This window comes from Streptomyces sp. NPDC059373 (genome assembly GCF_042751495.1).
In the GTDB taxonomy this organism is placed as follows: Bacteria; Actinomycetota; Actinomycetes; order Streptomycetales; family Streptomycetaceae; genus Actinacidiphila.
In genome coordinates, this window is the sequence record NZ_JBHYXC010000001.1 from 796154 (window position 1) to 808754 (window position 12601).

A 12601-nucleotide genomic window follows, 5' to 3' on the forward strand; every position below is an offset into this window, starting at 1 on the left:
CCGGTTCCTCGACAACTCAGTGGCTGTTGAATGAGGACGAGGAGTCAGCCGGGCGCGGCACGAGCCGCATGGTGGTGGAGCCGGCCTCGGGGCTGGTGATGGACTTGATGATGTACGCGGCGTAGTGCCCGTACTTGCTGCGGTAGGCGGCGTCGACCTGGTCGTTGATCCCGGGGTCGACGTCCACGAAGGTTACGTCCTTCTCCACCCCGCCGGCCCGGATGCGGCCTTCGTGGCGGGCCCGGGTGCCGCGGTACCAGTCGGAGGCCGGGCCGTTGACGGAGCGGACGTGGATGTCGTCGCCCAGCCGGACCACCCAGATCGTCCTCCAAGTGTGTCGGTCAGTCGGTCAGTCGTTCGGTCAGTAGCGGCCGCCCGTCGGCGCGGGCAGGGCCTCGAGCTCGGCCAGGTCGGCCGCGCTCAGCTCCACGTCCGCCGCGCCGGCGTTGTCCGCCAGGTACTTCGGGGTCTTGGTCCCGGGGATGGGGATGACGTACTGGCCCTGGGCGACCACCCACGCCAGCGCTACCTGCGCCGGGGTGGCCCCCACGCGCTCGGCGATCTCCCGCACCCGGCCGACAATGGCCAGGTTGGCGCGCAGCGCGTCCTGCTGGAAGCGCGGCATCCGGCGCCGGAAGTCGTCCTCGGGCAGATCGTCGAAGGAGGTGAACCGTCCCGCAAGGAAACCCCGCCCCAAGGGCGAGAACGGCAGGAAGGCGATGCCCTGCTCCTCGCAGTACGGCAGCACCTCGGCCAGCGGGTCGCGGGTCCACAGCGACATCTCGGACTGCACCGACGTCACCGGGTGCACCGACTGCGCCCGCTTGATGTGGTCCACCGTCACCTCGGACAGCCCCAGGTGACGTGCTTTGCCCGCCGCCACGGCCTCGGCCATCGCTCCCCAGGTCTCCTCCAGCGGCACCTGCGGGTCCACCCGGTGCAGCTGGTAGAGGTCCACATGGTCGGTGCCGAGCCGGCGCAGGCTCTCGTCGATCGACTTGCGTACGTGCTCCGGGCGGCCGTTGTTGACGATGAGCGGTGACTTGTCCGGACCGCCGGTGGGGTCGCTGACCACCAGGCCGACCTTGGTGGCCAGCACCGCGCGCTCGCGATGGCCGCCCGCCAGAGCCCGGCCGGCCAGCACCTCGTTGGTGTACGGGCCGTACACATCGGCGGTGTCGATCAGTGTCGCGCCCAGGTCGAGTGCCTGGCGGATCACCGCGATGGACGTGTCGTCGTCACGCGGGGTCTTCATGTCGTAGGAGAAGGTCATCCCCATGCACCCCAGGCCGATGACACCGACCTCGGGCCCCCTGCTACCCAGTGTCGTGGTGCGCATGCCGTTCGTCCTCTCGGTCGTCTCGGTCATCGTCAACTCGACGCGGGCCGGGCGTCGTACTCCTCGTCGGTGACGTGGTCACCCCACTCGGATTCGGGGCCGTCGCCCTCCCCGGGGCCCTCCCACATCGCGAGGTGCGTCATGAAGTGGTCGGGGGCGGCGCCGTGCCAGTGCCACTCGCCCGGCGGCGTGTGGACGGTGTCGCCGGGGCGCATCACGACGACCTCGCCACCGCGGGACTGCACCAGCCCGACACCCTCGGTGACGTGCAGGGTCTGCCCGACCGCGTGGCTGTGCCAGGCCGTACGGGAGCAGGGCGCGAAGCGCACCATGTTGACCCGCAACCGGGACGGCTCCTGGCCCGCCGCGATGACGTCGAACCAGACGTCACCGGTGAACATCTGAGCCGGGCCCTTGGTGGACGGCTTCTTCGGCTGGACTTCCATCGTGGTTCTCCTTGTTGCTTTGCGTCACTTTGCATCACTTTGCGCTGTCGGCCTGCGCCTCGGCCGGGTTCTCGACGATGTCCTTGAGCCGGCTGATCGCGCTCATCGCGTTGGGCCATCCGGCGTAGAACGCCAGGTGGGTGATGGCCTCGACCAGCTCGTCCTTGGTCAGCCCGTTCTCAACCCTCGCCGCTGCGCTCGCCGCGTGGCAGACCGCGCTGTGCCGGGGAGCGGCGTTCGGGGGTGCGACAGGGCCCCCCACGCGCCTGCCGCGCAGGTCACGGCGCTGCAAGACTGAAGGCATGAGCAGTGAGCAGCGGACCGGCAGCGGCGGCACCGAGCTGGGGCGATTCCTGAGTGCCCGCCGCGCCCAGGTGACCCCCGCCGAGGTCGGCCTGACGGCCGGCGTCGGCCTGCGCCGCACGCCCGGGCTGCGCCGCGAGGAACTGGCCACCCTCGCCGGGATCAGCATCGACTACTACACCCGCCTGGAACGCGGCAAGGAGACCCGCCCCAGCCCATCCGTGGTCGACGCCCTGGCCCGCGCCCTCCTCCTGGAACCGGACGAACACGAGCACCTGCGCGACCTCGCCACACGCGCCGCCCGCAACGCCCCGGAACCGCCCGTCGCGCCCAGCCGGACCGTACGACCCGGCATCAAGCTTCTACTGGAGAGCCTGCGGCCCAACCCCGCACACGTGGTCAGCCGCACGACGGATGTGCTCGCCTCCAACCCGAGCGGGCTGCGGCTGTTCGCCGGAATGGAGAAGTGGCCGGCAAAGCAGCGCAACATCGCGCGCTACGTCTTCCTCCACCCCGCCTCCCGCGAGCTCTTCGACGACTGGGACAACCAGATCCGCGGCTGCGTCGCCCGCCTGCGCGCCCTGGCCGGCACCGACCCGGACGCCCCCGACCTGGCCCAGCTCGCCGGCGAACTCCTGCTCAAAAGCCCGGAGTTCGCACGCCTGTGGGACCGCTACGACGTGAAGGGGCACAGGCCCGGCCACAAGACCTTCCACCACCCCGACGTCGGCGACCTCACCCTCGGCTACCAGTCCATGCAGCTGGACGGCACCCCCGGCCACCGCCTGGTCGCCTATTACGCCGAACCCGGCACCCCCGAGTACGACGCGATGGTCCTCCTCGACATGGCCGCACACGAGCACCCCCCGAACGAGGCGGTGCCGCCGAGCAGGCCGTCGGCAACCACCGAGGGCGGGGCTTCGCCGCCTTCGTCCTGACGCCCCTCCGGGGCGGGAGCCAGGTCTCGCGTGGCCCTTGCCGTCCGGCGTGAGGTGCCCGGCGTAGGCGAGGTCGGCGCCGCCGTGCGCGAGTGCGCGCAACAGCGAGGCGAACCGGACCGGGTCGCCGCGGGAAGCGCGCCGCTGTCCTGGGCGGCAGTCATTGCGCCGGGAGCCGCAGCTCCGTCAGGCGGAGGGCTCGACCTCGGCCTCGGCGTGAGTGACGAAGTCGTCGACCAGCCGGTGGAAGAGCGTGGCGAGCTGCCGCAGGTCCTCGGTCGACCAGTCCGCCAGGGCCATCTCGATGCCGCGGCGGCTCGCCTCGCGGATGCGCTCGACCGCGGCCAGGCCGGCGTCGGTGAGCTGGATGCGATGGGCACGGCTGTCGTCCGGGTCCGGGACGCGGATGACGTAGCCATCCTTCTCCAGCTGCCGCAGTTGCCGGCTGACGTGGGAGGCTTCCACGGACAGCCGGACCGCCAGCACACCGGGTCGCAGTGGCTCGCTCTCGGCGATGTTCCGCAGGATCGCGGTGGCGGCTCGGTCGAGCGACAGTCCGGCGATGGCCATCAGACGCTCGTGCTGCCGGGCCCGGCCGGCCAGGTACGCGACGCGGGTGAGGGCTTGCTCGATCTCGCTCACCTCGGTCGAGACGGGGGCTGCGGTTGACGATGTGTGCATGGGACCACGGTAACAGATACTTGCCTTAGTCAAGCAAGATCATATCGTTGCTTGACTTAAGTAACCCAGCCATGCTTGCCTAACTCAAGCAAGCCGCTGCGCGACTGTCGTGACCAGGGCCGGCCGACCCCCCGTTCCCGTCCCAGGAGCCACCTGACGCAGACCCGAACCCACGGCATCCCGGACCGTGGTCACCCAGACCGGGGCCGCCTCGAGCGGAAGCGGCCCCCGCGCCGAAACCCGTGGGGACGGGGTACGGCGCAGTCGCCGGGCCCGGCGGCCGGGACACTCCCCCCGTCCGCCGCCGGGCCCGGTGACACCCTCGGTGCCGCGTCCCCGGTCCTCGTACGGCCCCTGCGTCCCCGAAGCCGACCGTCGGCCCCACCGCTCCGGGACACCGCCCCACATCCGCGCCCGCCGACGCGAGCACCTCCGGCTCCCGGCTCCGGTCGGGTCGCGGTTCCCCGGAGTCCGTCAGGACCCGCGCGAGCCCAGCAATGCAATACCCGTATCCAGCACCTACAGAAGGAAAAGAGTCTCCCCATGGCCACGATGAAGTCCGTCCGGACCGGCGAGCAGAACGAGATCGACGTGGTGGACATCGAACGCCCCGTACCCGGCCCCAAGGACGCCCTGGTGCGGGTCCGCGCCTGCGGCATCTGCGGCACCGACACCTTCTTCCTCCACCTGGGCGGCACCCCCATGGGTCCCGGCGGGTCGATGATCTCCCTGCCGCTCGGCCACGAACCGGCCGGCGAGATCGTCGAGGTCGGCGCCGAGGTGGACGGCTTGAAGGTCGGCGACCGCGTGGTCATCAACCCGCAGGGCGCCCCCTCCGGCATCATCGGCTGCGGCGGCGAGCTGGGCGGCATGCGCGAGTACCTGCTCATCCAGGACGCCGTGGTCGGCGAGAGCGTGGCGGTCATCCCCGACACCGTGCCCTGGCACGTCGCCGCGCTCAACGAGCCGATGGCGGTCGCCCGCCACTGCGTCAACCGCTCCGAGGCCGGGCCCGAGGACAAGGTCGTGGTGTTCGGCGCCGGGCCGATCGGTCTGGGCGCCACCATCTGGCTGAAGTTGCGCGGCGTCGCGCACGTGGTGGTCGTCGACATCGTCCCCGGACGCCTGGAGACCGCGCTGGCCGTCGGAGCGGACGCGGTCATCAACTCCGCCACCGAGGACGTCACGGAACGGCTGACCGAGCTCCACGGCCAGGGCGCCAACGCGCTGGGCCAGCCCCGCCCGGACACCGACATCTACATCGACGCGGCGGGCGCCACCGCCGTCTTCAACACCGTGCTGGCCTCGGCGAAGTGGCACGCCGTCCTGGTGATGGTGGCCGTGCAGAAGAAGGGCGACGACATCGACCTCGGCGGCATGCTCCGCAGCGAGCTGACCCTCGTCGCGTCCCAGGGCTACCCCACCGAGATCTTCGAGGTGACCCCCGAACTCGCGGAGCACCAGGACCGCTTCGCGAAACTGATCAGCCACCGCGTCCCCTTCTCCGACGTCGAGCGCGCCTTCCTGCTCGCCAGGACACCGGGCGCCGCCGAAAAGGTCGTCGTCACCTTCGACGACCAGCCGTAGGCGGCAGAAGGCGTCCGGGGTTCCTGCCGCCCATCCCTCGATCCGATGCGCTTGCCTAAGTCAATCAATCTCTATTATCGTTGAGTGAGTTAAGCAATCTCCGCAACATCCCCCCTTCTCCCGACGGAGGCTCCGCCATGTCCGACGCCCTTACCCGATCCGCCGAGGCCGGGGGTTCCGCCCCGCCGAAGTCGAACGCCGTGGTGGCAGTGCTGGCCTTGGCCGGGATCGTCGTCTCGCTGATGCAGACCCTGGTGATCCCGATCGTCCCGGAGCTGCCGAAGTACCTCCACGCCTCGGCGTCCAACACCATCTGGGCGGTCACCGCCACACTGCTCGCCGCCTCCGTCGCCACACCGGTCGTCGGCCGCCTCGGCGACATGTTCGGCAAGCGCCGCATGCTCCTGGTCAGCATCGTTCTGCTGGTGGCCGGTTCGGTCGTCTGCGCGCTGAGCGACTCCCTGGTCCCGATGATCGTCGGCCGGACCCTGCAGGGACTGGCCGCCGCCGTCGTCCCGCTCGGCATCAGCATCATGCGCGACATCCTGCCCAAGGAACGGCTCACCGGCTCCATCGCGCTGATGGGCGCCTCACTGGGAGTGGGCGGCGCCCTGGGCCTGCCGGTCGCCGCCTTCGTCGCCGACCGCTTCGACTGGCACATTCTGTTCTGGACCTCGGCCGCCCTCGGCGCCGTCGCCTTCGCACTCGTCCTGACGATCGTGCCCGAGTCGAAGGTCCGCGCCGGCGGCCGCTTCGACCTGATCGGCGCCCTCGGCCTGTCGGCCGCGCTGGTCTCCCTGCTCCTGGCCATCTCCAAGGGTTCCGACTGGGGCTGGACCAGCGCCACCACCCTCGGCCTGTTCGCCACCGCCGTCGTCGTGCTCGCGGCCTGGGGTGCGTACGAACTGCGCACCGCCCAGCCGCTTGTGGACCTGCGCACCACCGCCCGCCGTCAGGTGCTCTTCACCAACCTCGCTTCCGTGGCCTTCGGCTTCTCGATGTTCGCCATGTCCCTGGTCCTGCCCCAACTGCTCCAGCTGCCCCAGGCCACCGGTTACGGTCTCGGCAAGTCGATGCTCACCGTCGGCCTGGTCCTCGCACCGCAGGGGCTGGTCATGATGGCCATGGCACCGGTGTCCGCCGCGATCTCCAAGGCCAAGGGCCCCAAGATCACCCTGATGCTCGGCGCCGTCATCGTCGCCACCGGCTACGGCCTCAACATCCTCCTGATGTCCGAGGTCTGGCACCTCATCCTCGTCTCGTGCATCATCGGCGCCGGTATCGGCTTCGCGTACGGCGCCATGCCCGCCCTCATCATGGGCGCCGTACCCGCCACCGAGACCGCCTCCGCCAACAGCCTCAACACCCTGATGCGCTCCATCGGCACCTCCTTCGCCAGCGCCCTCGCCGGCGTCATCCTCGCCCAGATGACCACCACCTTCGGCACCACCGCACTCCCCGCCGAGAACGGCTTCAAGACCGTCATGGCCATCGGCGCCGGCGCCGCCCTCCTCGCCCTCGCCCTCGCCGCCTTCCTCCCCAGCCGGCGCGCCACCGCCACCCAGGCGGCGCCCGCCGGCGCAGGTCCGGGCGAGCAGGCCGAGGCTGCGGAGGTGTCCGAGGCGAAGGCGTAGCGCCAGGCGTGCGGGGATGCCCGTCGATCACCGGGCGCCAGGGCGGTCGCCGTCCCGCTCCTCGCGGGAGGCGACCGCCTGGCGTCTGTGCGGCCATATCGTTCCAGGGGCAGCGACCAGTGAGGAGTCATCGATGACGACAGCCGAGTCACGCGAGACCGAATGCGGTTCCGCCGAGCCCTCGGTGCGTACCGCCGCCGGTGCGGTGCGCGGGCGCCGGGAGGGCGGCCTGGCGGTCTTCCGCGGCATCCCGTTCGCCGAACCGCCGGTGGGGGGTGCCCGATTCCAGGCGCCGCGCCCCGTGCGCGCCTGGGACGGGACACGGGACGCGTCCGCCTTCGGTCCGCCGCCCCCGCAGGAGGTGGGGATACAGGGCCGCACCGGCGTACTGGACGCGCCCACCGGCGACGACTGGCTGACGGTCAACGTCTGGACACCCGACCCGGACCCGGCCGCCCGCCGCCCTGTGATGGTGTGGATCCACGGCGGCGCCTACAAGCTCGGCCATTCCGGCAGCCCCGGCTACGACGCCCGGCGCATCGCCCGCGACGGCGACGTCGTCGTGGTCACCCTCAACTACCGCGTCGGCATCGAGGGCTTCGCCCGGATCGACGGGGCGCCCGCCAACCGCGGCCTGCTCGACCAGATCGCGGCCCTGGAATGGGTACGGGAAAACATCACGGCGTTCGGCGGCGACCCCGGTCAGGTCACCGTCTTCGGAGAGTCGGCCGGAGCCGGATCGGTCGCCTCACTACTGGCCATGCCGAGCGCTGCGGGGCTCTTCCGGCGGGCCATCGCCCAGAGCGTGCCGGGCACCTACTTCTCGGACGAGCTGGCCCGGGACATCGCGGCCGCCCTCGCCGCCGAGGCGGGCCTGCGGCCGACGGTCGCCGACCTGTCCACCGTGGATCCACGCCAACTGACCGCAGCAGGGCAGGCGTTGAGCACCAAGATGCGCCAGTACGAGGAAAGGTGGGGGCAGGTCGTCCCCACCCAGACCCCCTTCTCCCCCGTCGTCGACGGCGAGGTGCTGCCGACCACTCCGTGGCAGGCGCTCTCGGCCGGCGCGGCACGGGACGTGGAGCTGATCGCCGGACACAACAGGGACGAGTTCCAGCTGTTCGTCGTCCTCGGCGGACAGCTCGGGAAGATCAGCGACGAGGAAGCGTCGGCGGCACTGCGCCTGTTCGCACCGGGACCGGACGGCGAACGGGCCTACCGCGCCGCCTTCCCGGCCGCCTCGCCCGGCGAGCTGTACGAACGGGTCCAGTCCGACTGGCTGTTCCGCATGCCCTCGCTGCACCTGGCCGAGGCCCAGATCGCCGGAGGCGGCCGCGCCCACGTGTACGAGCTGACCTGGCCGGCCCCGGGCAACGGCGGCGTCCTGGGCGCCTGCCACGGCCTCGACATCCCGCTGCTGTTCGGCACCTTCGACGCCGACCTCGGCTCACTGCTGTTCGCCGGCTCCGAACCCTCACCGGAGGCCGAGGCCCTGTCCTCCCGCTTCCGCGCGGCCTGGACCGCCTTCGCCACGACGGGCGACCCGGGCTGGCCCCCGTACGACACCGTACGGCGGCTGGTCCAAGTACTCGACGTGGACCCGCAGGTCACCGCCTACCCGGAGGAAGCCTCCCGACGTCTCTGGCAGGACCACACCTTCTGGGCGCTGCCGCTGCTCACGTGACCGAACCTCGCCGCGGCAGGGCCTCGGGCCCCGCCGTCGGCGACGGCCACGCCCCGGTGCCCGGCGGGGGTGGGCAGCGGGGCGTGGCCAGGACGACCGCCTCGCGGCCCAGCAGCCCGCACCACACGCCGTCGACGAGCAGGCCCACCGGCCACAGCGGCAACGCCGGGAACAGCAGGCAGCCGTAGACGTAAGAGGCCGCCATCCAGCGCAGATCGGTGAACGTGCCGGGATCACGGACCGCTGAGCGCAGCCGTTCGCGGACCGGGCCCTCGATGGGCAGATACGCCTCCGGGATCCGCCGGCCCGTCCAGCCGGCCACCATCCGCCGCTTGGCCCCGGCGATCCGGCGCACCAGCAGCACCGTCTCGGGCAGCATCCCCGCACCGGCCACCGCGACCGTGACGGTGGCCGTGATCAGCAGCACGGTGATGAAGAGGTACGAGCCGAAGGCCAGGACGGCGGCCATGGCCAACCGGCCCGTGGCCCGCGCCGCCTGCCGCACCGTCTTCCGCATGCTTCTCACGCTAGGCGGCGTCCCGCACGGACGCGGGCGAGCAGGCACCCGAACGATGGTGTAGCGGGCTACACCCCCGGTTCGGGAGTGCACTACCTCGTGGCGGCGAGTGAGCGACGGAATCGTTGATCTCGGAAGCTCACAGCCCCCATCCAGAAGGAAACCCTCATGAAGTCGCTGCTCTCGTCCCGGCCGGTGCTCTGGTTCCTGTTCCTTTTCAACCTCGTCGTCGCCCTCGCCGCACCCTTCGTCGTCGACGGCGCCCAGGGCATCGCGACCTCCGTCGGCATGGGCGTCGTCGCCATCGGCGCCGGCCTCGGCCTCCGCAAGGGCAGCGGGCAGCGACAGCAGCAGGGGCAGAGCGCCTGACGTACGCCCCTCCTCCGCCTCGCCGCGCCGAATCCCCGGGGACGGGGATCGTCGCAGTCCCGGGCCCGGCGGCCGGATGCAACCCCCATCCCCTGCCGGGCCCGAGGACACCTGCCGACATCGCCCCTCCCCTCTCACCGGGGCCGACGTCGGTACAGCGCCCGTGTTCCTGCTCATGGGCTCAGCCCGCCGATCACCGGCCTGGTGTCCAACGCGAACACGCCCGTATGGGACCACCTGAGACGGAAGACAGGACACTTTGATGAAGGCTTACGCACGAGCCGGACTGGCCGTGATGGCCGCGGGCGGCCTCCTCCTCACCACGGTCGGCTGCAAGCAGGACGGCAACTACGACTCGACCGCCACCGCGACCGCGACGGCCACCCCGGTGAAGGGCACGGTCGGCTCCCCGATGTCCACGGACTCGTACGTCGCGCTGGGCGACTCCTACACCGCCGGCCCGGGGATCCCCGACCGGACCGGAACGCCCGCCGGATGCGACCGCTCCGACCGCAACTACCCCTCACTGGTCGCCCGGGAACTGGACATCCAGGCTTCCGACTTCCGGGACATGAGCTGCGGCGGCGCCACCATCAACGACCTCTCCGGATCCCAGTCCACCGGCGACGGGGCCAACCCGGCCCAGCTGTCCGCGCTGTCCTCCAGGACCCGCCTGGTGACCATCGGCCTCGGCGGCAACGACATCGGCTTCAGCGAACTGGTCAAGCGGTGCGCGAAGTCAGGCATCTTCTACTACGCCACCGGCAGCGGTAAGTACACCGGCGACGACGCACCCTGCCAGGGACAGTACGTCTCCGGCGGCACCGACGAGATCCAGCAGAGGATCCGGACGGCAGGCGAACGGCTCGCCGACGCGCTCAAGGAAGTCGAGCACCGTGCCCCGCAGGCGCGGGTCTACGTCGTGGGCTATCCGGCGATCCTGCCGTCCAAGAGCGGCAACTGCGGCCGCGAAATGGGCCTCGCACCCGGCGACGTCGCCTTCCTGCACCACGAGCTGCAACAGCTCAACACCACGCTGAAGCAGCGCGCGGAAGACGCCGGCATCGGTTATGTCGACACCTACGCCCCCTCCGTCGGCCACGACGCCTGCTCCGCACCGGAGACCCGCTGGATCGAGCCCTTCGTCCCCCTGACGCCCGCCGCCCCCGTGCACCCCAACGCACGCGGCGAACGCGGCATGGCCGACGCCGTGCTCAGCGCCGTCAAGGACTGAGCACGGCGTCACCGACCGGGACCGCCTCGAGGGAGGCGGTCCCGCGCCGCGGCCGGAACCCTCCCCCGAGCTCTTGGATCCCTACGCGTTGTTCAGGTACGCCAGCACTGCCAGCACCCGGCGATGCCCGCTGTCGCTCTGCGGCAGCCCCAGCTTCAGGAAGACGTTGCCGATGTGCTTGCTGACCGAGCGCTCGGTGACGACCAGGGTCTTGGCGATGGTCGTGTTGTCGTGGCCCTCGGCCATCAGTTTCAGGACCTCGCGTTCGCGGGGGGTCAGCGAGTCGAGAGGCGAGTCCCGGCGGCGGGTGAGGAGTTCGGTCACCACCTCGGGGTCGAGGGCGGTGCCGCCGGCCGCGACGCGGTCCAGGGCGTCCAGGAACTCGTCGACCCGGCCGACCCGGTCCTTGAGCAGGTAGCCGATCCCGCCGGCGCCGCCGCCCAGCAGTTCGGCGGCGTACGACTCCTCGACGTACTGCGACAGCACGAGCACCGGCAGGCCGGGGATCTCCTTGCGAGCCTCGAGTGCCGCGCGCAGGCCCTCGTCGCGGAAGGCGGGCGGCATCCGGACGTCGAGCACGGCGGCGTCCGGGCGGTGGGTGAGCAGCGCGGGCAGCACCTCGGGTCCGCTGCCGGCGACGGCCACGACCTCGTGCCCGGCGGAGGTGAGCAGCAGGACGAGCCCTTCCCGCAGCAGGGCGTTGTCCTCGGCGATCACCACACGCATGGCAGCTCCACGTCGATCACCGTCGGGCCCCCGACGGGGCTGGTCACGTGCACGGTACCGTCGAGTGCGGCGATCCGGCGCTGCATGCCCAGCAGCCCGGAACCGCCCGCTTCGTCGGCGCCGCCCCGCCCCTCGTCGCGGACGGAGACCGCCAGCCCGCCCAGTGTGCGGGCGAGCCGGACCTCGGCCCGCTCCGCGCCGCTGTGCTTCGCCGCGTTCGTCAGCGCCTCGGCCACCACGAAATACGCGGCCGCCTCGACCGCCGCCGGCGCCCGCGGCCCGTCCTCCAGACCGACCACACGCACGGTGACATCCAGCCCGCTGCTCGACGCGAGCGCCCGTACGGCTCCGGCGAGACCCCGGTCGGTGAGGATCGGCGGGTGGATGGCGCGTACGACGTGCCGCAGCTCCGTCAGCGCCTCCTCGGCCTGGTCCTGCGCGTCGTCGAGGAGCCTGCGCGCGGCCTCCGGGTCGCGGTCGTACGCCCGTTTCGCCAGCCCGATCCGCATCGACAGCGAGACCAGCCGCGCCTGCGTGCCGTCGTGCAGGTCCCGCTCGATACGGCGCAGTTCGGCCCCGTGCGCGGCGACCGCGCCCGCCCGGGTCTCGGTCAGCTCCTCGACGCGCTCGGCGAGCCGCGCCTTCGGCGACGGCCTGAGCAGGGCGGTCGACCACGCGGCGTCGAGGTCCACGAGACGGCTGATCAGCGGGAGCACGACCGCCTCGCGGCCCAGCACTCCCTGCCACACGCCGTCGACGAGCAGGCCCACCGGCCACAGCGGCAACGCCAGGTACGGGAGGCAGCCGTAGCCGTAGTAGGCGACCATCCAGCGCATGTCGGTGAGCGTTCCGGGATCGCGGGTCGCCGTGCGCAGGCGCTCGCGGACCGGGCCCTCGATGGGCAGATACGCCTCGGGGATCTCCCGGCCCGTCCAGCCGGCCACCATCCGCCGCTTGGCCCCGGCGATCCGGCGCACCAGCAGCACCGTCTCGGGCAGCATCCCCGCACCGACCACCGTGACTGTGGCCGTGGCCGTGATCAGCAGCACGGTGATGAATATGTACGAGCCGAAGGCCAGCACCGCGGCCATGGCAAGCCGGCCCGTCGCCCGCGCCGCCTGCCGCACCGTCTTCCGCATGGTG

Annotated in this window: 13 protein-coding genes and 1 pseudogene; 6 read left to right on the top strand and 8 right to left on the bottom strand. The window is 71.6% G+C overall.

What is annotated here, in order from left to right:
• Positions 1 to 16: 16 nt before the first annotated feature.
• From ACFXJ5_RS03700 to ACFXJ5_RS03715, 4 genes and pseudogenes are all read right to left on the bottom strand, one after another.
• A pseudogene (locus ACFXJ5_RS03700) lies at positions 17 to 325 on the bottom strand (DUF2255 family protein); the annotation flags it as partial.
• Positions 326 to 361: 36 nt separating this feature from the next.
• On the bottom strand, positions 362 to 1339 hold the full coding sequence (locus tag ACFXJ5_RS03705) for an aldo/keto reductase (RefSeq protein WP_384626268.1): 978 nt from the start codon (positions 1337 to 1339) through the stop codon (positions 362 to 364).
• A 32-nt stretch (positions 1340 to 1371) separates the two neighbouring features.
• A complete protein-coding gene (locus tag ACFXJ5_RS03710) occupies positions 1372 to 1785 on the bottom strand; it encodes a (R)-mandelonitrile lyase (RefSeq protein WP_384626270.1) in 414 nt (137 codons plus the stop codon).
• 34 nt (positions 1786 to 1819) lie between these two features.
• Complete coding sequence (locus ACFXJ5_RS03715) at positions 1820 to 2089, bottom strand: carboxymuconolactone decarboxylase family protein (RefSeq protein WP_384626272.1); 270 nt, start codon at positions 2087 to 2089, stop codon at positions 1820 to 1822.
• On the opposite strand from ACFXJ5_RS03715, the gene ACFXJ5_RS03720 reads away from it, so the two are divergent.
• On the top strand, positions 2088 to 3026 hold the full coding sequence (locus tag ACFXJ5_RS03720) for a helix-turn-helix transcriptional regulator (protein ID WP_384626274.1): 939 nt from the start codon (positions 2088 to 2090) through the stop codon (positions 3024 to 3026). The genes ACFXJ5_RS03715 and ACFXJ5_RS03720 overlap by 2 nt on opposite strands.
• A gap of 186 nt (positions 3027 to 3212) precedes the next feature.
• Here ACFXJ5_RS03720 and ACFXJ5_RS03725 read toward each other — a convergent pair whose 3' ends face one another.
• Positions 3213 to 3707 carry a MarR family winged helix-turn-helix transcriptional regulator gene (locus tag ACFXJ5_RS03725; protein WP_384626277.1) on the bottom strand — a complete coding sequence of 165 codons (495 nt, stop codon included), beginning with the start codon at positions 3705 to 3707 and terminating at the stop codon, positions 3213 to 3215.
• A gap of 543 nt (positions 3708 to 4250) precedes the next feature.
• Here ACFXJ5_RS03725 and ACFXJ5_RS03730 point away from each other — a divergent pair.
• The 3 genes from ACFXJ5_RS03730 (at position 4251) to ACFXJ5_RS03740 (ending at position 8612) form a co-directional block, all read left to right on the top strand.
• Positions 4251 to 5294, top strand: coding sequence for a zinc-binding dehydrogenase (locus ACFXJ5_RS03730; RefSeq protein WP_384626280.1), 1044 nt, complete (start codon positions 4251 to 4253; stop codon positions 5292 to 5294).
• 137 nt (positions 5295 to 5431) lie between these two features.
• Complete coding sequence (locus tag ACFXJ5_RS03735) at positions 5432 to 6928, top strand: MFS transporter (RefSeq protein ID WP_384626283.1); 1497 nt, start codon at positions 5432 to 5434, stop codon at positions 6926 to 6928.
• A gap of 133 nt (positions 6929 to 7061) precedes the next feature.
• A complete protein-coding gene (locus ACFXJ5_RS03740; protein WP_384626286.1) occupies positions 7062 to 8612 on the top strand; it encodes a carboxylesterase/lipase family protein in 1551 nt (516 codons plus the stop codon).
• On the opposite strand, the gene ACFXJ5_RS03745 is transcribed toward ACFXJ5_RS03740, so the two are convergent.
• Positions 8605 to 9129 carry a sensor domain-containing protein gene (locus tag ACFXJ5_RS03745; RefSeq protein ID WP_384626289.1) on the bottom strand — a complete coding sequence of 175 codons (525 nt, stop codon included), beginning with the start codon at positions 9127 to 9129 and terminating at the stop codon, positions 8605 to 8607. The genes ACFXJ5_RS03740 and ACFXJ5_RS03745 overlap by 8 nt on opposite strands.
• A 168-nt stretch (positions 9130 to 9297) precedes the next feature.
• Here ACFXJ5_RS03745 and ACFXJ5_RS03750 point away from each other — a divergent pair, with 168 nt between their 5' ends.
• Both ACFXJ5_RS03750 and ACFXJ5_RS03755 read left to right on the top strand, forming a co-directional pair.
• Positions 9298 to 9498 carry a hypothetical protein gene (locus tag ACFXJ5_RS03750; RefSeq protein WP_384626291.1) on the top strand — a complete coding sequence of 67 codons (201 nt, stop codon included), beginning with the start codon at positions 9298 to 9300 and terminating at the stop codon, positions 9496 to 9498.
• A gap of 262 nt (positions 9499 to 9760) precedes the next feature.
• Complete coding sequence (locus ACFXJ5_RS03755; RefSeq protein WP_384626293.1) at positions 9761 to 10732, top strand: SGNH/GDSL hydrolase family protein; 972 nt, start codon at positions 9761 to 9763, stop codon at positions 10730 to 10732.
• 81 nt (positions 10733 to 10813) lie between these two features.
• On the opposite strand, the gene ACFXJ5_RS03760 is transcribed toward ACFXJ5_RS03755, so the two are convergent.
• The gene (locus tag ACFXJ5_RS03760) at positions 10814 to 11458 is read right to left on the bottom strand and encodes a LuxR C-terminal-related transcriptional regulator (RefSeq protein ID WP_384626296.1); all 645 of its coding nucleotides are present in this window, start codon (positions 11456 to 11458) and stop codon (positions 10814 to 10816) included.
• On the bottom strand, positions 11446 to 12597 hold the full coding sequence (locus ACFXJ5_RS03765) for a histidine kinase (RefSeq protein ID WP_384626299.1): 1152 nt from the start codon (positions 12595 to 12597) through the stop codon (positions 11446 to 11448). Before ACFXJ5_RS03765 ends, ACFXJ5_RS03760 begins: the two co-directional genes overlap by 13 nt.
• Positions 12598 to 12601: the final 4 nt, after the last annotated feature.

Bases quoted from the DNA above. Each gene is read 5' to 3' on its own strand.
- ACFXJ5_RS03745 (WP_384626289.1), bottom strand. From the start codon at position 9,129: ATGCGGAAGACGGTGCGGCAGGCGGCGCGGGCCACGGGCCGGTTGGCC.
- ACFXJ5_RS03740 (WP_384626286.1), top strand. From the start codon at position 7,062: ATGACGACAGCCGAGTCACGCGAGACCGAATGCGGTTCCGCCGAGCCC.
- ACFXJ5_RS03715 (WP_384626272.1), bottom strand. From the start codon at position 2,089: ATGCCTTCAGTCTTGCAGCGCCGTGACCTGCGCGGCAGGCGCGTGGGG.
- ACFXJ5_RS03725 (WP_384626277.1), bottom strand. From the start codon at position 3,707: ATGCACACATCGTCAACCGCAGCCCCCGTCTCGACCGAGGTGAGCGAG.
- ACFXJ5_RS03750 (WP_384626291.1), top strand. From the start codon at position 9,298: ATGAAGTCGCTGCTCTCGTCCCGGCCGGTGCTCTGGTTCCTGTTCCTT.
- ACFXJ5_RS03755 (WP_384626293.1), top strand. From the start codon at position 9,761: ATGAAGGCTTACGCACGAGCCGGACTGGCCGTGATGGCCGCGGGCGGC.
- ACFXJ5_RS03705 (WP_384626268.1), bottom strand. From the start codon at position 1,339: ATGCGCACCACGACACTGGGTAGCAGGGGGCCCGAGGTCGGTGTCATC.
- ACFXJ5_RS03730 (WP_384626280.1), top strand. From the start codon at position 4,251: ATGGCCACGATGAAGTCCGTCCGGACCGGCGAGCAGAACGAGATCGAC.
- ACFXJ5_RS03765 (WP_384626299.1), bottom strand. From the start codon at position 12,597: ATGCGGAAGACGGTGCGGCAGGCGGCGCGGGCGACGGGCCGGCTTGCC.
- ACFXJ5_RS03710 (WP_384626270.1), bottom strand. From the start codon at position 1,785: ATGGAAGTCCAGCCGAAGAAGCCGTCCACCAAGGGCCCGGCTCAGATG.
- ACFXJ5_RS03720 (WP_384626274.1), top strand. From the start codon at position 2,088: ATGAGCAGTGAGCAGCGGACCGGCAGCGGCGGCACCGAGCTGGGGCGA.
- ACFXJ5_RS03735 (WP_384626283.1), top strand. From the start codon at position 5,432: ATGTCCGACGCCCTTACCCGATCCGCCGAGGCCGGGGGTTCCGCCCCG.
- ACFXJ5_RS03760 (WP_384626296.1), bottom strand. From the start codon at position 11,458: ATGCGTGTGGTGATCGCCGAGGACAACGCCCTGCTGCGGGAAGGGCTC.